This window comes from Xanthomonas citri pv. citri, from assembly GCF_000961215.1.
GTDB classification, from domain to species: Bacteria; Pseudomonadota; Gammaproteobacteria; order Xanthomonadales; family Xanthomonadaceae; genus Xanthomonas; species Xanthomonas cissicola.
The window spans coordinates 743,877-763,820 of the sequence record NZ_CP008998.1; the positions used below are offsets into that span (position 1 = coordinate 743,877).

Sequence of the window (19,944 nt, forward strand, 5' to 3'; positions counted from 1 at the left end):
GCTGGCAGTGCACAGCGGGCCGGATCGTTTGCGACCGGTGGGTATTGCCGGTGTCTGGAGCGGCGCGATGAAACTGGATGATCTCGGTCCACTGATCTGCATTTTCGGACCTTCCAACAGCGGCAAGTCGACCCTGGCGCAGGCGATCGCGCAGGCGCGCGGTTGCGTGCCGGTGCATCTGGACCAGTTGCATCACCTGCCCAATACCGCCTGGATACCTCGGCCCAGACAGGACTTCGTAGCGCTTCACTGCGTCGCAATCGCCCAGGAACGTTGGGTGATTGACGGCAATTATCTGGGCTGTCTTGCGCCACGTCTGGCGCGTGCCACCGGCGTGATCGTGCTGGATGTTCCAACCATCGTCAGCGTGCTGCGCTATCTGAGGCGAAGCTGGTGCGAGCCTTACCGTTACGGTGCGCTGGAAGGCGCCAAGAATCAGGTCACCTGGGCAATGCTCCGCCATATTGCAATCGTTGAACCTTGCAAACGAGCGGAACTGTCGCGTTCGATCAAGGCTGTAGACGTGCCGACGATTGCATTGCGCACGACCGCGGCAATCGACAGGTTCTATCGCAGCGAACGGTTGCAGTGCCCCCACTGGCGCACCTAGATGATTGTCGTACGCCCTCTTTCAGCCGAGCGATGCTGCGTTCCGGGCGCGATGCTGGCGGGCTAACTTGCGGCTACGCAATGTCGATCTACAACCGCTTCAACCCACGCGCAATTCGCTCTACCGCCTGCTGCAGGCGCGGCAGGCTTTGCGTGTAGGCAATGCGTACATGCTGATTGGCGCGGTAGTGGCCGAAGTCGATGCCGGGCGTAAACGCAACATGTTCGGTCTCCAGAAAATGCGCGCAAAACGCCTGCGCATCATCTGAAAATCCGCTGATGTCGGCATACAAGTAAAACGCGCCTTGCGGTTCGACCGCGATCTCGAATCCCAGCGCACGCAAGGCCGGCAGCAGGTAATCGCGACGCTGCTGGAACTCGGCGCGGCGCGCTTCGAAGAGGGCAATGCTCTCGGGCGTGAAGCAGGCCAGTGCGGCGTGCTGGGCAATTGTCGAGGCGCTGATGTACAGATTCTGCGCGAGCTTTTCCAATTCCGGCACCGCGTCGGGCGGTGCGATCAGCCAGCCCAGCCGCCACCCCGTCATGCCGAAATACTTGGAAAAACTGTTCAGCACGAACGCGCCATCGTCCACTTCCAGCACGCTGTGCGCATCCAGGCCGTAGGTCAGGCCGTGGTAGATCTCGTCCACCACCAGGTGGCCGCCGCGCGCATGCAGCGCCTGCGAAAGCGCAGCCAGTTGCGTGCGCGACAGCACGCTGCCGGTGGGGTTTGCCGGCGAGGCCACCAGGGCGCCCACGCTGTCGGCGTTCCAGGCGCTCTCCACCAGCGCAGGGGTCAACTGATAATCGCTGTCCGGGCCGACCGGGACCAATTGCGCGGCGCCCTCGACCAGGCGCAGAAAGTGGCGGTTGCAGGGGTAGCCCGGGTCGGCGAGCAACCAATGCCTGCCCGGATCCACCAGCAGGCTGCTGGCCAGCAGCAATGCGCCAGACCCCCCGGGTGTCACCAGGATCCGCTCCGGATCGAGGTTGCAGGCGTAGCGTTGCGCATAGAAGCCGGCAATCGCCTCGCGCAGCGCCGGCAGCCCGCGTGCGGCGGTGTAGCGGGTGTGGCCGGCCGCCAATGCCGCCTGGCCGGCAGCGACGATGGGCGCGGCAGTGGTGAAATCGGGCTCGCCGATTTCCAGGTGGATCACGTCGTGGCCGGCCTGCTCGAGCGCATTGGCGCGCGCCAGCAGCGACATGACATGAAACGGGGCGATGTCCTGGCTGCGGCGGCTATAGCCGCCTGCGTACTGAAGTAAGGAATCCATTGGTTCGATGATAGACCAGCATGACCTAGGACACATGGCGCCCGACAGAAGGCTCTTCCACACTCGGGTGCTGGGATGGCATTGCGTTCATCCAATGGACCCCAATCTGATGAAGCCCGTTCTCACTGTTCTGATCGCCAGCCTGATGACCACTGTCCCTGCCTTCGCCGCCCTTCCGTCGCCGCCAGACGTTGCCAAGCACCCGCATGTGGTCAAGGCGCCGTTCGGCGCGACCCGTAACGACGACTATTACTGGTTGCGCGACGACAAGCGCCAAGACAAGGCGATGCTGGCGTATCTCAACGCCGAGAATGCCTACACCGACAAGGTGATGGCGCCGCTGAAACCCCTGGAAGAAGCGCTGTATACCGAGATCGTCGGGCGCATCAAGCAGGACGATGCCAGCGTGCCGTATCGCGAGCGCGGCTATTGGTATTACACGCGGTTCGAAACCGGCAAGGATTATCCGATCCAGGCGCGCCGCAAGGGCAGCATGGAGGCGCCGGAGGAGATCCTGCTCGACGTCAACCAGATGGCGCAGGGCAAGGGCTACTTCAGCGTGGGCGATGCCGCGGTGAGCCAGGACAATCGCATCCTCGCCTGGGCCGACGATGCCGTTGGCCGCCGTCAATACACCATCCGCTTCAAGAACCTGGAGACCGGCGAACTCTATCCGGACACGGTGGAGGGCGTCTCGGCCAATGTGGTGTGGGCCGACGACAACAAGACGCTGTTCTATATCGAAAACGATCCGGAAACGCTGCTCACCGTGCGCGTGAAAAAGCACGTGCTGGGCACGCCGTCCAGGGACGATGCGCTGGTGTACGAAGAGAAGGACGACAGCTTCTACATGGGCATCGGCCGCACGCGCGACGACAAGTACATCACCATCGAGATGGAAAGCACGGTCTCTTCGGAAACCCGCTATGCGCTGGCCGCCAAGCCGGACGCCTTCAAGGTGCTGGCCAGGCGCGAGCGCGATGTGGAATACCACGCCGAGCATTTCGATGGCCGCTGGGTGATTCGCACCAATGCCGACAACGCCAGGAACTTCAAGCTGGTCACTGCGCCCACCGATGCGACCACACGCACGCATTGGACCGACTGGGTAGCGCACGACGACAACGTCTACATCGAAGACTTCGAATTGTTCGATGGATTCACCGCCATCGAAGAGCGTTCCGGCGGACTGGAGCGTGTGCGCTTGCTCAAGCGCGATGGCAGCCATGAGTACGTCAAGGCCGACGAACCGGCGTATTCGATGGGTCTATCCGTCAACTCCGAGCCGGATACCGCCTGGCTGCGCTACAGCTACACCTCGTTGACCACGCCGGGGACCACCTACGAGCTCAATACGCAGACCGGCGAGCGCAGGTTGCTCAAGCAACAACCGGTGATCGGCTACGACGCCAGCAAATACGTGACCGAACGCGTGTGGGTGACCGCGCGCGACGGGGTCAAGGTGCCGGTGTCGCTGGTGTACAAAAAGGGCTTCAAGAAGGACGGCAGCGCAGCGCTGTTTCAATATGCGTACGGCAGTTACGGCATGTCGATGGACCCGGCATTCAATCTGCCGGCGATCAGCCTGCTGGACCGCGGTGTGGTGTATGCCATCGCGCACATCCGCGGCGGCCAGGAAATGGGGCGCCAGTGGTACGACGATGGCAAGCTGCTGCACAAGAAAAACACCTTCAATGACTTTATCGATGTCACCCGCGGTCTGGTCACCCAGGGGTACGCCGCCAAGGACCGCGTTGCCGCATCCGGTGGTAGCGCCGGCGGCCTGCTGATGGGCGCGGTGGCCAACATGGCGCCGCAGGACTATCGCGTGATGGTCGCGCAGGTGCCGTTCGTCGATGTGGTCACCACCATGCTCGACGCCAGCATTCCGCTCACCACCAACGAATACGACGAGTGGGGCAACCCGGAAACCCAGGACTATTACGCGTACATGCTGTCGTACTCGCCGTACGACAACGTGCGCAAGCAGGCGTACCCGGCGCTGTTCGTGGGCACCGGCCTGTGGGATTCGCAGGTGCAGTACTGGGAGCCGGCCAAGTGGGTGGCCAAGCTGCGCGACGACAACACCGGCACCCAGCCGATCGTGTTCCGTACCAATATGGAAGCCGGGCATGGCGGCAAATCCGGACGCTTCCGCCGCTACCGCGAGCTGGCCGAGTCGTATGCGTTCGTGCTGGATCAGCTGGGCGTGAAGTAGCTGGAGGGTCGGGATTTGGGAGTCGGGATCTGGGATTGGTTGCAGCGGATGGCTTGGGCTGGAGCTGGCTGCTCGTTGGGATGCGATGGCTAGCCTCCCTCCATCGTCCGCTCCCCGCCTTCGCCTGTCCTTATCGGCGCGTCGCATTCGCCGCCTCGCCCTGAAGCGAGCCGGGTAGCGTAGTCCGGCGTCGCTGCATATTGGGCTGCGTGTCTGACCGCAGCGAGGCTGGGCGCCTTGTCACCGCTGGCGACCAGCGCGCTGCACGCCGCCCGCTGCGGACAGCGCGCCCTCCTGCGGCGACACAATCACCGCTGCAGGGCCGACTCACCAAACCGCAGCGCTGGCCGTATCATTTGCGCATGACGCGACCGACTCGATTCCGCTGGGCCTGGTGGTTGCTGGCCTACGCCAGCCTGGCCACCGGCATTGTCGGGATCTTCGTCCCGGGGCTGCCGACGACGGTCTTCATCCTGATCTCTGCCTGGGCGGCTTCGCACGGCTCCGAACGCCTGCATAACTGGCTGCTGTCGCATCCGCGCTTCGGCCCGGCGATCGTGGAATGGCAGACCTACCGTGCGGTCAGCCGCAAGGCCAAGTGGATGGCGACGCTGACCATGACGGTCTGCGCCGCGATCATGCTGTGGTGCGTGCCGGTGTTCTGGGTCAAGTGCCTGTCGATCGGCAGCATGGCCGTGGTAGCGATCTGGCTGTGGTTGCGCCCCGAGCCGCCGCCGCGCCCTCTGCCCGGCGCGCACTGAACGCAGCGGGCCATTGAGCGCACGGCCATAACGGTGTTCTGGCTATACTTCGGCCCATGAGCATTATGTCCCGACCGTCTGTTCGTCTCGCACTGGTTGGTGCGACCTTTGTCCTGCTTGCCGCCTGCGGCAACAAGGGCCCGCTGGTGATGCCGCAGAAGCCGGTGCCGGTGGAAGCCCAGCCGGTGCCGCAGCCGGCGGATGCGTCGCAACCGCTGGACGAGTCCACGCCTGCGCCGGTGGATGGCGACACCAAGCCTGCATCCACCACCGACCAGCCCGCTAGCAGCGGCAATGAGCGCTGACGGTCGCAGCGGGCGTCTGCGTTTCACCAAAATGCATGGCGCCGGCAACGATTTCGTGGTGCTGGACCTGCGCGACGGTACGCCACCACCGGATGCCGCACTGGCAGCGCAGTTGGCCGACCGCCACTTCGGAATTGGCTGTGATCAGATCCTGACCATCGAGGCGCCGCGCAGCGAAGGCGCCGCGGCAGCCTACGGCATCTGGAATTCCGATGGCTCGGCCGCGCGCCAATGCGGCAATGGCGCACGTTGTGTCGCCGCGTGGCTGGTGCGCGACGGCACCGCCCAGGGGGAGCGCTTCATCATCGACAGTCCGGCGACCGCGCACGCGGTCGAGCGCCTCGACGGCGACCGCTACGCGGTGGCGATGGGCGTCCCGCAGTTCGAGCCCACCCAGATTCCGCTGGCCGGGTTTGCGCATGCACGCGACGAATATGCGCTGCCGGTGCACGGCGAGACCGTGCGCTTTGGTGCGGTGTCGATGGGCAACCCGCACGCGGTGGTCGAGGTCGGTCGCGTCGATGCAGCGCCGGTGGAACGCGTGGGCGCGCTGCTGCAGCAAAACGCTGCGTTTCCCGATTCGGTCAATGTGGGTTTCGCGCAGGTGGTCGACCCCGTGCATGTGCGCCTGCGCGTGTTCGAGCGCGGCGTTGGCGAAACGCTGGCCTGCGGAAGTGGCGCCTGTGCGGCTGCGGCGGTGTTGATGCAGCGCGGCCGTGTCGAGCGCGATGTGCAGGTGTCCTTGCCCGGTGGCGAGTTACGCATTCGTTGGCCCGGCGACCAGGAGCAGGTGGTGATGTCCGGCCCGGCTGTGTTCGTCTTCGATGGAGAGTGGAACCGATGAGCGAGAACACGGATAAATTCGGCGCGCACGAGGTGGCCACGTGGTTGCGACGTCACCCCACCTTCCTCAAGCAGTTCCCGGATCTGGCGGTGAGCTTGCTGGTGCCGCGCGACGACGGCCCCACCGCCTCGTTGGCCACCTACCAGCTGGAAGTACTACGCGACAAGAACCGCGAACTGTCGCGCCGCCTGCACGAGCTGGGCAGCAACGCGCAGGAAAACGAGCGGCTGGCAGTACGCACCCATCAACTCACGCTTGCGTTGATGCGCCAGACCAGCGCGGCCGACACGCTCAAGGCCATGGCCGCCTCGCTGGCAGAAGATTTCAACGGCGAACTGGTGCGGCTGGTGTTGCTCAAACCCATCGATGCGCTGGATGCGGACTGGCTGCAGATCATCGCAATCGACGATGCGCGGCTGGCGCCGTTCCGCGATTGCCTCAACGATGGCGAGCCCATCTGCGGCCGCCTGCAGGCTGAAAAACACGCGCTGCTTTACGGCGCACAGGCGGGGCAGGTGCAATCCACCGCGTTGCTGCCGCTGCCGGGCATCGGCCTGATCGCAGTGGGGAGCAGCGATGCCAACCGGTTCTATCCCGGCATGGGCACGCTGTTCCTGCGCATGATGGGCGAATCGCTGAGCGTGGCGTTGCAACGCTTCGACGTGTGAGGCCGATGGCTGCGTCCATCGACGTTGGCGACATGGGGTCGTTGGCGATGGCGCTGCTTCCGCAGCGGGGAGGGCGAGGTGGTGGCAGTCGACTATCCGGGTTGTCTGCACCTGCAGGGCGCGCGTTCGCGCGCATGTTGCAGATGACGGCAGTCACGCCGCGATATCGGAGGCGCTGACGTGTCATCGGTCGATGAGTTCCTGACGTACCTGCAGGTCGAGCGGCAAGTATCGGCGCACACGCTGGACGCGTATCGGCGCGACCTTGCTGCCCTGGTCGTCTGGGCGTCTGAGCAGAAGACAGACGATGGCGTGCAGGACGCTGCAGTGCCTGCCGAGACTGCACAGTTCGATAGCGCGCACTTGCGGCAATTCGTTGCGGCAGAACATCGGCGCGGGCTGTCGGCAAAGAGCCTGCAGCGCCGTCTGTCGGCATGCCGCAGTTATTACGCCTGGTTGCTCAAGCGTGGCCGCATTTCGGCCAGCCCGGCGGCGGCGCTGCGTGCGCCCAAGGCGCCGCGCAAGTTGCCGCAGGTGCTGGACGCCGACGAAGCAGTGCGTCTGGTGGAAGTGCCGACCGATGCGCCACTAGGCCTGCGCGATCGTGCGCTGCTGGAAGTGTTCTACTCGTCCGGGCTGCGCCTGAGCGAGTTATGCGCATTACGCTGGCGCGACCTGGACCTGGACAGCGGCCTGGTGATGGTGCTCGGCAAAGGCAGCAAGCAGCGCCTGGTGCCGGTGGGCTCGCACGCGATCGCCGCCTTGCGCGAATGGCGGCGCGACAGTGGTGCAAGCGCCGACAGCCACGTCTTCCCTGGCCGTGCCGGCGGTGCGATTTCGCAACGTGCGGTGCAGATCCGCATCAAGCAACTTGCCGTGCGTCAGGGCATGTTCAAGGACGTGCATCCGCATATGCTGCGCCACAGTTTCGCCAGCCATATCCTGGAATCGTCCGGCGATCTGCGCGGCGTGCAGGAGTTGCTGGGCCATTCGGACATCGCCACCACCCAGATCTACACGCATCTGGATTTCCAACACTTGGCCAAGGTCTACGATGCTGCGCATCCGCGTGCCAGGCGCAAGAAAGCTGCAGAGTGAGCGCTAAGCTGTAAGCAGCCGGCAGCCGGCGTCATCGACTCCTGCAGTTCACTGCCGCAGGTCGGTCTGCATGTCGCGTGCAAACGTGTTGCCGTCTCGCAAGTGAGCGCTGCCACACCAGCCTGCGGCGACTGGTCGCAGCGTGCTTGAACCCGGCAGGGGCGTCCCCACCTCCTTGGAAACCCCCGGAGGATCCATGGACCCTAGCCAGAACCCCAACATCGTTCACGCCACCACCATCATTTCGGTTCGACGTGGTGGGCATGTCGCCGTCGCCGGCGATGGCCAGGTCACCCTTGGCCATACGGTCATGAAGGGCAATGCACGCAAGGTGCGTCGGCTCGGGCGCGAGGGTCAGGTGCTGGCCGGTTTCGCCGGTGCGGCAGCCGATGCGTTCACCTTGTTCGAATTGTTCGAAGCCAAGCTCGACAAGCATGGCCAACTGACGCGCGCTGCAGTGGAACTGGCCAAGGATTGGCGCACCGAGCGCCGGCTGGGCAAGCTCGAAGCGCTGCTGGCCGTGGCCGATAAAGAAACCTCGCTGATCATCAGCGGCACCGGCGATGTGGTCGAACCGGAAGACGGCATCATCGCCATCGGCTCGGGTGGCTCGTACGCCTTGTCGGCTGCGCGCGCGCTGCTGGCGCACACGCAACTGGATGCCAAGACCATTGCCGCCGAAGCGATCAATATCGCCGGCGATATCTGCATCTATACCAATCGCAACGTGGTGGTCGAAGAGCTGTGAATCGGGAGTGGGGAATCGGGAATCGCAACAGCGGTTTCGTCCCCACTTCGACGCCATAGGCTCTTGATGTTTGCTTTTGCGATTCCCCTTTCCCAATTCTCGATTCCCTAATGCCTAATATCGATACCGCCACCATGACTCCGCGCGAAATCGTGCAGGAGCTCGACCGTCATATCGTTGGTCAGCACGACGCCAAGCGCGCGGTTGCCATCGCGCTGCGTAACCGCTGGCGCCGCATGCAGTTGCCGGAAGAACTGCGCAACGAAGTGATGCCCAAGAACATCCTGATGATCGGCCCTACCGGTGTGGGCAAGACCGAGATCGCACGGCGCCTGGCGACACTGGCCAACGCGCCGTTCGTCAAGGTCGAAGCCACGCGCTTCACCGAAGTGGGGTATGTGGGCAAGGATGTGGAGCAGATCATCCGCGACCTGGCCGATACCGCCGTCAAGCTGTATCGCGAGCAGGCCAAGGTGCGCGTGCGCAACCAGGCCGAAGAGCGTGCCGAAGACCGCATCCTGGACGCATTGCTGCCACGTCGCGCGACCGGTATCGGGTTTGATCCGGAAGCGGCGCGCAACGAGCCCTCCTCGCAAGATAACGACACCCGCATCAAGTTCCGTCGCATGCTGCGCAACGGCGAGCTGGACGAGCGCGAGATCGAACTGGAAGTGGCGGTGAACGCCAGCATGGACATCATGACCCCGCCGGGCATGGAAGAAATGGGCCAGCAACTGCGCCAGATGTTTTCCAATCTGGGCAGCGGCAAATCCCAGAAGCGCAAGCTCACCATCAAGGCAGCGCGCCCGCTGTTGATCGAAGAAGAAGCGGGCAAATTGGTCAACGAAGACGATGTGCGCACCGCGGCCATCGAAGCGTGCGAGCAGCACGGCATCGTGTTCATCGATGAGATCGACAAGGTGGCCAAGCGCGGCGAAGCCGGCTCCAGCGGTGGCGATGTCAGTCGCGAAGGCGTGCAGCGCGATCTGTTGCCGCTGGTGGAAGGCTCCAACGTGTCCACCAAGTACGGCACGGTCAAGACCGACCACATCCTGTTCATTGCATCAGGCGCGTTTCACCTGGCCAAGCCCAGCGATCTGATCCCGGAGCTGCAGGGCCGCTTCCCGATCCGTGTGGAACTGACCGCGCTGACCAAGGCCGATTTCGTCCGCATCCTCACCGAGCCCAAGGCCGCCTTGATCAAGCAGTACGAAGCCCTGTTGCAGACCGAAGGTGTGGCGTTGACGTTTGCGTCCGATGCGGTGGATCGGCTTGCCGAGATTGCCGCGCAGGTCAACGAGCGCCAGGAGAATATCGGCGCCCGTCGCCTGCACACCGTGTTGGAGCGTTTGCTCGATGTGTTGAGCTACGAAGCGCCCGATCGCGATGGGCAGAGCGTGACCGTGGACGCCGCCTATGTGGATGCGCAGCTGGGTGAGCTGGTACAGGATCCGGACCTGAGCCGCTACATCCTCTGACGACGTTGCACGGCAACCTGCGCGTGGGATGGAACAGACCCGCCAATGGCGGGTCTTTTTGTTTGCAGCATGCACGACGGACGAGGCGGGCTTTGGCAATGATCGGCATTGTGGTATCGGGCAACGCAACGGCCGCTGCGCAGCGGCATTGCCCGCGGCCTGTGATGGTGCGGCAATGCCGTGGTGCTTTAGCTGACCTCAGTCCTCGCCAATATCTTCGTTCCACACATCCGGGTTGGCGGAAATATAGCCACCGAGCAGATCGATGCATTCCTGGCTCTGCAGATCGATCACGTTGACGCCGTGCTCGCGCAACCATGCGATGCCGCCCTGGAACGTGACCGATTCGCCGACCACCACGGTGCCGATGTTGAACTGGCGCACCAGCCCGCTGCAGTACCAGCACGGCGCCAGCGTGGTGACCATGATGGTGTCCTTGTAGCGGCGCTGGCGTCCGGCCTTGCGAAACGCGTCGGTCTCCCCGTGTACCGAGGGATCGTTTTCCTGCACGCGGCGATTATGGCCGCAGCCAAGCAGGCGCCCGTCGTTGTGATACAGCGCCGCGCCGATCGGGATGCCGCCTTCGGCCAGGCCCTGGCGGGCCTCGGCAATGGCGGTGTCCAGCAACGCGCGGTAATCGGGAGTGGTGATCATGCGAACTCCAAAGGGGCCGCGCCGGCAGGGCGCAGCATGTCGAGATGGGGAATGCCGTCTTCCAGGTACGGTGCGGAAGCAGGTGCAAATCCGTGCGTCGCGTAGAACGATTGCAGGTGCGCCTGCGCACCGAGCTGGATCGCGCAACCCGGCCACTGCGCGTGCACCAACCCGATGCCTTCGCGCAACAGCGCATGCGCCAGTCCAGTGCCACGAAATGCAGCAGCGACAACCACACGGCCGATGCTCGGTTCGGAATAACTCAAGCCTGGGGGCAGCACGCGCAGGTAAGCCGCCAACGCGGCGTCATTGGCGATACCCAGCACATGCAGCACGGCGGGATCGGTATCTTTGCCATCCAGTTCGGGATAGGCGCATTGCTGCTCCACCACAAACACATCCGTGCGCAGCCGCAGCAGCGCATACAGCTGCATGGTGCTCAGTTGCGCAAACCGCAGGTGCTGCCAGCGCAGGAAAGGAAGAGGCAGGGTGGGCATCACTGCATGATAGCGGCTGTGCCGCGGTTGAGCTGCGACGTCATGCCGGTGGGGGTACTGGCCGACCCGCCTGCGTGCGACGGCATTGCTGCCCACGCTCGGGGGCAGGTTGTGCCTAGTCGACCGCGCTGTCGGTATCGACGGCCACCACCACCGACATGCCCGGCCGCAGCCGCGGCGCCAGCGGCTGGTCCGGGTCGACGCTGATGCGCAGCGGAATGCGCTGGGCAATCTTGACGAAGTTGCCGGTGGCGTTATCGGCCGGCAGCACGCTGAATTCGGAGCCGGCAGCCGGCGAAATGTCCTGCACGCGGCCATGCAGACGCGCATTGTCCAGTGCATCCACGGTGAAGCTGGCGCGCTGGCCGATCCGGATCCGGGCCATCTGGGTTTCCTTGAAATTGGCCACGATCCACAGCGTGTCCGGCACCAGCGACATCAGCTGCGTGCCGTTGGTGACGTAGGCGCCCTGGCGCACGCCAAGCTGACCGAGCTGGCCATCGCGCGGGGCCAGGATGCGCGTGTTGTCCAGGTTGATCCGTGCCAGCTGCACGGCGGCCTGCGCGTTGGCAACCGCGGCTTCCAACGCGGCGCGGTTGACGGTCACGCCGCGCGCGTTTTCTTCGGCGGCCTGCACTGCGGCACGTGCCTGCGCCACGCCGGCCTCGGCCTGCGCGCGCGCGGCGAATGCGGTGTCGCGGTCCTGTTCGGAGACCAGTTGCTGGCTGGCCAGCTGCTGCGTCCGTGCATAGGCCGAACGGGTGCGGTCGCGTTGTGCCTGGTTGCTGCTCAGCGCCGCGCGTTGCTCGGCAATCGTCGCTTCGGCGCTATGCCGTTGTTGATCCCAGTTGGCGAGGTTGGCCTGCGCGGTCTGCACTTGCGCCTTGGCCTGTTCGAGTTGCTGGGCATAGATGCGGTCGTCGATGCGTGCCAGCAGCTGGCCGCGCTTGACGTGCGCAAAGTCCTGCACCGGCACCTGCGTGACATAGCCGCTCACCTGCGGCGCAATCACGGTGATCTGACCGTGCACCATCGCATTTTCGGTGCGTTCGATCGCACTGACGAACGGCGGCAACCGCCAGGCATATAGCACCAGCGCCACGCCGATCAGGGCGAGCCCGCCGAAGCCAATGACCCCGGCGAGACGGCGACGCCGACGACGTTGCCGGTCGGCAGGCGGGGAGGAATCTGCTGGTGTATTCATGGGCGCGCAGTGGGAGCAGGAGGGGAGGGCGATACCGAGGGCCGCAGATAGCGGCGCCACACCAGCACGGACAGGATCCACACGCCGGTGGCGATGGCGATGCAGCCGATCAACAGGAACACGTCGTTGTACGCCAGCACATTGGCCTCGCGCGTGGCGACGGTGCCCAGCGTGCGCACGCCTTGGGCCTGACGCAGTGCCGGGTCGCCGATGCTGCGGCCATACAGGCTTGCATAGGCCTGCACGCGCGCGGCCACCTGCGGGTCGGTCAGCACCAGATGTTCCACCAACTGGCTGGAATGGTATTTCTCGCGCACCACCTGCACGGTGCCGAGCAGGGCGCTGCCGAGCAGGCCGCCCATGTTTTGCGCCATGCCGAACAGCACGATGAAACTGATCAGGTTGCCCGGCTGCGCGATCACCCGGCCGATGCCGGCCACCATCGCCGGGCCGATGAAGAACGTGCTGCCGAAGGCGAGCAGGAACTGGCTCGCATACATCTGCTCGGGGCGGGTGAGGCTGGTGGCATCGGCATCCATGAAGCAGCCGGTACAGATGGCCGCCACCGCGATGATCAGATGTTCGGCAACCCGCGCCGGGTTGATCAGCCACGCGCTGGCCGCCACGCCGACCACTGCGCCCAGCAGCATCAGCGCGAACAGGGTCTGCAGTTGCGTGTTGGCCAGGCCCAGCGTCTGGAAGAAGCCGATGGCGCCGGTGCTTTGTTCGGACAGCACCAGCCGGATCAACAGAATCGCCAGCCCCAGCCGCAACATGTCCGCACTGGCCAGCCAGCGCGTGTTGATCATCGGATTGCGGCGGTTGTGTTCGATCCAGGCCGCCGTGCACAGCAGCACGATGGATGCGGCCAGCACCACGCCCAGCCACGGCGTACTGGTCCACCACAGCAGGCGCCCGAGCGAGAGCACCGCGGCCATGCCGGCGGCGCCTGCGGCGAACAGACTGAAGGTGAGGAAATCCAGCGGCTCGAACACGCGATACCGGTCGCTCGGCGGTAACTTGAGCGCCAGCACGCAGGCCAGCGCGAACACCGCCAGCCCGCACTCGAACAGGTACAGGCCTTGCCACTCGCCAAATTCCAGCAGGTCGGTGGAAAACACCCGCGCCAGCGGCAACGCCAGTTGGGTCATGCCCAGGCCCAGCACCACGGCCTTGAGCCGGTATTTCGTTGGAAATGCCTGGATCACGTAGTACAGGCCCAGCGAGCTGAGCGCGGCGCCCACCAAGCCATGCGCGGCGCGCACGGTGATCGCCGAGCTCAGGCTGTGCACGAACAGATGCGCGAAGGCGATGAGCGCGTACAGCGCCAGGAAGATTTCGGTGAACCGGCGCAGCCCGAACTGCTGGCGAAACTTTACCAGCAGCAGGTTCGCCGACATGTTGGTCATCACGTAGGCGGCCGGCAGCCAGGCCATTTCGGTGGCATAGGCGCCCAAGGTGCCTTGCAGATAGGTCAGGTTGGCGGTGACCAGGGCATTGCTCAGCCCGCCGGTGAGCGCCACCACCACGCCCACCAGGCCGTACTGGATCCGCCGCCGGGTAGGGTGCAGGGGGGTGGAGGCCGACCCCGGCAGGGTGGGCCGCTCATGGGGCTGCCAGTCGCGCTGGACGTACTTGTCGCGCACTGAATGCTCGCAGGGCCGGTCGGAGGTGAAAACGCGATTGTGGTCCGGTTGCGGTCATGGTGGCGTCAGCGGTGCGATAATCCGCCCATGAGCGAATCCCCCTATACCTCCGGTACTACCCATTTCGGCTTTCGCGATGTCGCTGCCAAGGACAAGCAGAAGCTGGTCGGTGAAGTGTTCACCTCGGTCGCCCGCAATTACGACCTGATGAACGATCTGATGAGCCTGGGCGTGCACCGCGCATGGAAACGCTACTTCGTGGCGACCGCGCAGGTGAAGCCAGGCGACCGCGTGCTGGACCTGGCCGGCGGCACCGGCGACATCGCCGTGCTGCTCAAGGAGCGGGTGGGCAACGAAGGGGCCGTGGTGCTGGGCGACATCAATGCCGGCATGCTGTCGGTGGGCCGCGACCGGCTGACCAACCGCGGCTTGGTGTCCGGTTTCGACTACGTGCAATGCAACGCCGAAGCGCTGCCGTTCCCGGACCAGAGTTTCGATCTGCTGACCATTTCCTTCGGCCTGCGCAACGTCACCGACAAGGACGCCGCCTTGCGCGAGATGTACCGCGTGCTGAAGGTGGGCGGACAGGCGCGCGTGCTGGAATTTTCCGAAGTCACCGCCGACTGGTTCAAGCCGATCTACGACTTCCACTCGTTCAAGATCCTGCCCAGGCTGGGCCAGCTGTTCGCGCGCGATGCCGATAGCTACCAGTACCTGGCCGAAAGCATCCGCAAGCATCCGCCACAGGAATCGCTCAAGGGCATGATGGGCGAGGCCGGGTTTGCGCGTTGCCACTTCAAGAACCTCACCGGCGGCATCGTGGCGATCCACTCCGGCTACAAGATCTAAGCAGGGCGTTTGAGCCGGCTGGTGTCGGCGCGCTTAGCGTGCGCTGGCGCTCGCCCACCGCGTGCACGGGATCGCTTGTTGAGGCGAACCGGTGCCGCACATGGGTACAACCAGCGAGGTCTGAGACTTCCGTCGCGTTGGCTCCACACGCTCTCGGCGACACTAAGCGCTCTTTTGCCGGAGTGTTGGATGCGCTTGTACGCCGGGCTCTCGCGCGTGTTTCCCCGCTCCTTCAGCGCCAAACTGCTGGCGGTGACCTTCCTGGGCATCCATCTGCCGTTGCTGTTGTTGATCGCCTGGTTGGCATCGCAGAGCGAACTGGACGGGCGCCCGCTGTGGTCGGTGGTGATCGTGGCATTGCTGGCCACGCTGGCCGGCACCGCGCTGACCTTGGTTGCGCTGTATCGGCTGCTGGCGCCGCTGCGCATCGCCGCCGATGCGCTGGATTCGTATTACGCCGATCAGCGCCTGCCCACGCTTCCTGAACAGGGCGACGACGAATTGGGCCGGCTGTTGCGCGGCATCAACCGCAGCCTGCGTGGCATCGATGCCGGCATGCGCGATCTCAAGAAACACGCCTTGTTCGACCCGCTGACCGAGGCGCTGAACCGGCGCGGTTGCGAACAGGCGATGCGCGATTCGGTGATCGCCTCGCAACGCGAAGGCTGGCCGTTCGTGCTGTTCGTGCTGGACATGGACAACCTCAAACAGATCAACGACCGCTTCGGCCATCTGGCTGGCGACCGCGTGCTGGTGCGCCTGGTGGACTCGGCCTACGGCTGGTTGGGTGCGCAGGACTGGGTCGGGCGTTGGGGCGGCGACGAATTCCTGATCGGCATCCATGCCAGCGAAGACGACGCCACGCTCAAGCTCAACCAATGGCTCTCGATGCTCGAGCGCGAGGATGCCGGCGATGCGCCGCTGCATGTGAGCGCCGGCAGTGCGGTGTGCGAACAAGGGCTGGATGCCACCGAACTGTATCGCCGCGCCGATGCGGCGATGTATCGCGCCAAGTTCTCCGGTGGCCGGCGTCTGGTGCGCGACGGGCACGACGCTCCGCGCGGCCATCCGGTGATCTGACCTGGGCAAGCCGGTTGCGATACTGAGTGGCAGGTCATCGCTTATGGCCGCCGATGGCACGGGCAGGCTGCGGCGCAGGGCGCTAAAATGCCCAATTCTCCTTGCTGCGGTGCCGTCGATGCGCTTCCCGTTCCTGTCGCTGTCCCTGGCCGTGTCCATCGCGCTGGCCGGCTGTTCCAATGACTCCACGCCGTCGGTATCCCCCACCGCGCCGGCCGCCACTGCCAAGGCTCCCGTGAAAGCAGATGCCCGCAACCACGACGAAAGTTCCTACGCCCAGCCGCAGTTGGTGGTCATCAAGGACCTGGCGCTGGACCTGAAGCTGGATTTCGATGCCAAGCAGATCGGCGGCACTGCCACCTACACGCTGGAGTGGAAGGACAAAGCCGCCAAGCAACTGGTGCTGGATACGCGCGAGTTGAGCATTGCGCAGGTACAGGCAGACGATGGCAAGGGCGGCCTGTCGCCGCTGCAGTTCGCCCTGGCGCCGGCCGACAAGACCTTCGGTAGCAAACTCACCATCGAAGCGCCGAATCAGCCGGGCAAGGTGGTGATCACCTATCACACCGCGCCGACGGCCTCGGGCCTGCAGTGGCTGGAGCCGTCGATGACCGAAGGCAAGCAGCTGCCTTTCATGTTCAGCCAGTCGCAGGCGATTCACGCGCGCAGCTGGGTGCCGCTGCAGGACACCCCGAGCGTGCGCTTCACCTACAGCGCACATGTCACCTCGCGCCCGGACGTGATGGTGCTGATGAGCGCCGACAACGACCCCAAGGCGGCACGCGACGGCGATTACAGCTTCACGATGCCCGAACCGATTCCGTCCTACCTGCTGGCGATCGCCGCCGGCGATGTGGTGTTCAAGCCGATTTCCGCGCGCTCGGGCGTGTGGGCCGAGCCGGCCATGGCCGACAAGGCCGCCAAGGAATTCGAAGACACCGAAAAGATGATCGGTGCGGCCGAAAAACTTTACGGCCCGTATCGCTGGGGCCGTTACGACATGCTGGTGCTGCCGCCGTCGTTCCCGTTCGGTGGCATGGAAAATCCGCGCCTGACCTTCGCCACGCCCACCGTGATCGTCGGCGACAAGTCGCTGGTCTCTTTGGTGGCGCACGAACTGGCGCATAGCTGGTCGGGCAACCTGGTGACCAATGCCAGCTGGAAGGACATCTGGCTCAACGAAGGGTTCACCACCTACGTGCAGGGCCGCATCACCGAGGCGCTGTACGGCACCGAGATGGCCGAGATGGAGCGCGAGATCGACCAGGGCGATCTGCTGGCCGAAGTGAAGGACATGCCGCCGGCCGACCAGGTGCTGGAGTTGCCGCCGCTGGCCCAGCGCGACCCCGACGAGGCCTTGAGCCAGGTCGCCTACGTCAAGGGCGCGTGGTTCCTGCAGTTCCTGGAGCAGCGCTTCGGCCGCGAGGTATTCGACCCGTTCCTGCGTGGCTGGTTCGACGATCACGCCTTCCAGAGCGCCACCACCGACCAGTTCGTCGATTACCTGAAGAAGAACCTGCTGGACAAGCATCCCAACACGGTGAGCGCGGCCGACGTGGATGCGTGGCTGAAGCAGCCGGGCATTCCGGCATTTGCGGCCAAGGCGCGCTCGCGCAGCTTCTCGATCGTGGATACCGCACGCATCGCCTGGAGCGGCAGCGGCACCTTGCCGAACAAGCAGGTCACCAGCGAGTGGGGCACGCAGGAATGGGTGCACTTCCTCAGCGGCATGGGCGCCACGCTCAAGCCCGAGCAGCTCAAGCAGCTGGACGAGGCGTACCACTTCACCGGCACGCCGAATGGCGAGATCGCGATGCGCTGGTATCCGCTGGCCATTCGCAGCGGCTACACCGACGCGCGCGCTGCCGCGGGCGAGTTCATCGAACGCGTCGGCCGCCGCAAGCTGGTGCTGCCGATCTACGCCGAATTGTTGAAGACTCCGGATGGCATCGCGTTCGCCGAACAGGCCTTCGAAAAGGCCAAGCCCAGCTATCACCCGATCACCACCGCATCGGTGGCCGAGATGATCGCCAAGGCGAAAGCGGCACCGCCGGCGCAGCCGTAATGGCAGCGGAGGGCGTTGCAGCGCCCTCCCGCCACCTCCATCGCTGCCGTAGGAGCGCACCCGGGCGCGAGGTGGCGTTACCGGGAATGCTCCATCGCGCCCGGGTGCGCTCCTACGGTCTACGGGTTTGATCACGGGTACGGCGGGCAGGCTGGTATCGTTGACGTTGAATTCGCCCCGGAGTCGACGATGAAGTATCTGCTGAGCGCGGCCTTGTGCGTCGCCGCCTTGAGTGCCTGCACCGACCGCGAGGCGCAACGTCAGGCGCAGGCCACCGCGCAGGCGCAGGCCAAGGAAACCCAGGCCGAGGCGCTCGCCAAGCAATACGACGAAGCGGTGAAAGCGCAGAACTGGGACATGGCGCGTGCGCATGGTGCGGCCTTGATCGAAGGTTATGCGGGCACTGCGGCCGCCACGCGCATCGAGCCAGGCTATGCCGATATCAAGGCCAAGGGCGAGCAGGCGCGCGAGCTGCGCCGCATGCAGGCGCTGTGGCAATACTCGCAGGTGCCGGCCAAGGGCGGTACGCAGCGCTCGGCGATGATCGACGCCAAGCAACGTGTGGATGTGGATGGCAGCGGACCCAAGCCGGTCAGCCTGGTGTTTCGCGATCATCCGCAGTGGAAGCGCCACAGCTACCTCGTGCTCAAGGCCGGCGATTTCAACTGCTACGGTGGCTGCAAGGTGCAGGTGACGGCCGATGGCGGCGCACCGCGTGCCCTGGCGGCGCACCGCCCGGATACCGACGAAGCCATTGCCATGTTCATCGACGATGACAAAGCGTTGTGGAAGCTCGTACGCAACGCCAAGCGCATCGGCATTACCTTCCCGGTCAAGGCCGGCGGTACGCGCACCGCAGAGTTCGAGGTCGGCGGCCTGGACACCACGCAGATGCCCGGGTGGAAGTAGGCGAGTCCGCGATGAGTGCTGGCGTACACCGATCTGTTTGCGAGTTGGTGCAGCATTGCCGCGCTTGATCGATAGTGCAGTACCCGGTGTGATGGCGCTGCAGCGCACCGGCATTCAGCGCTCGGGATGGTCAGCAGACCTGGCGCGCATTCGTTCGGATGAAGGGGCGCGCGCGTTGGCGTGTCCGCGCAGGGACATGTCGAGCGAGCGCCACCCGCACCTGGTTGGCAATGCGCGCAAACGCCTGGTTGACCGCCTTGGGCGAGGTCGCCGATTGCGCACTGCAGGTTGGCCGCGCCGCCGCCTGCCGCACCGAATCGATCACTTTGATGTCTTTGCAAGGATGGACAACATGACAAGCGCCGCTCTCTCTCCCACGTTGTCCGACTATCGCCATTGGGTCTTCGATATGGACGGCACGCTGACCGAAGCTGCGCACGATTTCGCCTTGATCCGCCGCGTCCTGGACATTCCGCCAACGGCGGACATCCTGCATCACCTGGCAGCGTTACCGGCCGACGAAGCGGCGGCCAAGCATGCCTGGTTGCTCGAACACGAGCGTGCGCTCGCCCAAGGCGCACGCGCCGCGCCGGGCGCAGTGGCGCTGGTGCGCGCGCTGCATGCCGCCGGTTGCCGGCTTGGCATGCTCACCCGCAACGCGCGCGAGCTGGCAAAGATCACGTTGCAGGCGATCGGTCTGGACGATGCATTCGCCTGGGACGACATCGTTGGCCGCGACGAGGCTGCCCCAAAACCTGCGCCCGACGGGCTGCATTATTTCGCGCGGCGCTGGTCGGTGCAGGGCAGCGCGCTGGTCATGGTCGGCGATCACCACAATGACCTGGCCTGCGGCCGCGCCGTCGGTGCCTGCACTGTCCTGGTCAATACACCCGGCGACCCCTGGCCCGGTTTCGCCGACTGGCGCCTGCACGATTGCACGCAGTTGCTCGCGCAATGGGAGCGCTAGGGTGGCGCGTTGTGCCTGTGCAACGGGGGTAACGTGCACCCGAGCAGGCATGGGAACTGTTGACTAGCCG

At 64.9% G+C, this 19,944-nt stretch carries 18 protein-coding genes and 1 pseudogene; 14 read left to right on the top strand and 5 right to left on the bottom strand.

The genetic code is table 11. From position 1 onward, the window contains the following. Positions 1–133 precede the first annotated feature (133 nt). Positions 134–409 (top strand): annotated as a pseudogene (locus AMD14_RS25200) (P-loop NTPase family protein); the annotation flags it as partial. Positions 410–698: 289 nt separating this feature from the next. Here the strand turns inward: AMD14_RS25200 and AMD14_RS03745 are convergent. Continuing rightward, positions 699–1,883 carry a pyridoxal phosphate-dependent aminotransferase gene (locus AMD14_RS03745; protein WP_011050442.1) on the bottom strand — a complete coding sequence of 395 codons (1,185 nt, stop codon included), beginning with the start codon at positions 1,881–1,883 and terminating at the stop codon, positions 699–701. 109 nt (positions 1,884–1,992) lie between these two features. On the opposite strand from AMD14_RS03745, the gene AMD14_RS03750 reads away from it, so the two are divergent. The 8 genes from AMD14_RS03750 to hslU all read left to right on the top strand — a co-directional run bounded on the left by AMD14_RS03750 (position 1,993) and on the right by hslU (position 10,003). Further along, positions 1,993–4,101 carry a S9 family peptidase gene (locus AMD14_RS03750; protein ID WP_015462840.1) on the top strand — a complete coding sequence of 703 codons (2,109 nt, stop codon included), beginning with the start codon at positions 1,993–1,995 and terminating at the stop codon, positions 4,099–4,101. A gap of 362 nt (positions 4,102–4,463) precedes the next feature. Continuing rightward, entirely contained in the window at positions 4,464–4,862 is a 399-nt protein-coding gene (locus tag AMD14_RS03755; RefSeq protein ID WP_003482768.1) for a YbaN family protein, read from the top strand. Between the two features lie 56 nt (positions 4,863–4,918). After that, complete coding sequence (gene lptM, locus AMD14_RS03760) at positions 4,919–5,167, top strand: LPS translocon maturation chaperone LptM (protein ID WP_011050444.1); 249 nt, start codon at positions 4,919–4,921, stop codon at positions 5,165–5,167. Continuing rightward, complete coding sequence (dapF, locus tag AMD14_RS03765) at positions 5,157–6,011, top strand: diaminopimelate epimerase (RefSeq protein WP_015462841.1); 855 nt, start codon at positions 5,157–5,159, stop codon at positions 6,009–6,011. Before lptM ends, dapF begins: the two co-directional genes overlap by 11 nt. Further along, the gene (locus AMD14_RS03770; RefSeq protein WP_003482765.1) at positions 6,008–6,679 is read left to right on the top strand and encodes a DUF484 family protein; all 672 of its coding nucleotides are present in this window, start codon (positions 6,008–6,010) and stop codon (positions 6,677–6,679) included. Before dapF ends, AMD14_RS03770 begins: the two co-directional genes overlap by 4 nt. A gap of 180 nt (positions 6,680–6,859) precedes the next feature. Beyond that, positions 6,860–7,777 (top strand): tyrosine recombinase XerC, encoded by a 918-nt coding sequence (gene xerC, locus AMD14_RS03775; RefSeq protein ID WP_003482764.1) that lies wholly within the window; start codon positions 6,860–6,862, stop codon positions 7,775–7,777. A gap of 196 nt (positions 7,778–7,973) precedes the next feature. After that, positions 7,974–8,525: an ATP-dependent protease subunit HslV gene (hslV, locus tag AMD14_RS03780; RefSeq protein ID WP_011050447.1), complete on the top strand. Its 552-nt coding sequence runs from the start codon at positions 7,974–7,976 to the stop codon at positions 8,523–8,525. 110 nt (positions 8,526–8,635) lie between these two features. Further along, positions 8,636–10,003 carry an ATP-dependent protease ATPase subunit HslU gene (hslU, locus tag AMD14_RS03785; protein WP_003482762.1) on the top strand — a complete coding sequence of 456 codons (1,368 nt, stop codon included), beginning with the start codon at positions 8,636–8,638 and terminating at the stop codon, positions 10,001–10,003. Between the two features lie 198 nt (positions 10,004–10,201). On the opposite strand, the gene AMD14_RS03790 is transcribed toward hslU, so the two are convergent. The 4 genes from AMD14_RS03790 to AMD14_RS03805 form a co-directional block, all read right to left on the bottom strand. Then, a complete protein-coding gene (locus AMD14_RS03790) occupies positions 10,202–10,657 on the bottom strand; it encodes a nucleoside deaminase (RefSeq protein ID WP_003482760.1) in 456 nt (151 codons plus the stop codon). Then, positions 10,654–11,154 carry a GNAT family N-acetyltransferase gene (locus tag AMD14_RS03795; protein WP_011050448.1) on the bottom strand — a complete coding sequence of 167 codons (501 nt, stop codon included), beginning with the start codon at positions 11,152–11,154 and terminating at the stop codon, positions 10,654–10,656. The genes AMD14_RS03790 and AMD14_RS03795 overlap by 4 nt, the downstream gene beginning before the upstream one ends. Positions 11,155–11,269: 115 nt before the next feature. Continuing rightward, the gene (locus AMD14_RS03800; protein ID WP_011050449.1) at positions 11,270–12,358 is read right to left on the bottom strand and encodes an HlyD family secretion protein; all 1,089 of its coding nucleotides are present in this window, start codon (positions 12,356–12,358) and stop codon (positions 11,270–11,272) included. Beyond that, the gene (locus tag AMD14_RS03805) at positions 12,355–14,004 is read right to left on the bottom strand and encodes an MFS transporter (protein WP_011050450.1); all 1,650 of its coding nucleotides are present in this window, start codon (positions 14,002–14,004) and stop codon (positions 12,355–12,357) included. The genes AMD14_RS03800 and AMD14_RS03805 overlap by 4 nt, the downstream gene beginning before the upstream one ends. An 87-nt stretch (positions 14,005–14,091) precedes the next feature. Here AMD14_RS03805 and ubiE point away from each other — a divergent pair, with 87 nt between their 5' ends. The 5 genes from ubiE (at position 14,092) to AMD14_RS03835 (ending at position 19,874) form a co-directional block, all read left to right on the top strand. Next, positions 14,092–14,853: a bifunctional demethylmenaquinone methyltransferase/2-methoxy-6-polyprenyl-1,4-benzoquinol methylase UbiE gene (ubiE, locus tag AMD14_RS03810; RefSeq protein ID WP_011050451.1), complete on the top strand. Its 762-nt coding sequence runs from the start codon at positions 14,092–14,094 to the stop codon at positions 14,851–14,853. Positions 14,854–15,042: 189 nt separating this feature from the next. Continuing rightward, on the top strand, positions 15,043–15,933 hold the full coding sequence (locus AMD14_RS03815) for a GGDEF domain-containing protein (protein WP_003482753.1): 891 nt from the start codon (positions 15,043–15,045) through the stop codon (positions 15,931–15,933). Between the two features lie 118 nt (positions 15,934–16,051). After that, positions 16,052–17,998, top strand: a complete 1,947-nt coding sequence (locus AMD14_RS03820) for a M1 family metallopeptidase (protein WP_015472604.1) — start codon at positions 16,052–16,054, stop codon at positions 17,996–17,998. Positions 17,999–18,187: 189 nt separating this feature from the next. Next, positions 18,188–18,907 (top strand): hypothetical protein, encoded by a 720-nt coding sequence (locus AMD14_RS03825; RefSeq protein ID WP_003482749.1) that lies wholly within the window; start codon positions 18,188–18,190, stop codon positions 18,905–18,907. Between the two features lie 352 nt (positions 18,908–19,259). Beyond that, on the top strand, positions 19,260–19,874 hold the full coding sequence (locus tag AMD14_RS03835; protein ID WP_015472603.1) for an HAD family hydrolase: 615 nt from the start codon (positions 19,260–19,262) through the stop codon (positions 19,872–19,874). Positions 19,875–19,944 lie beyond the last annotated feature (70 nt).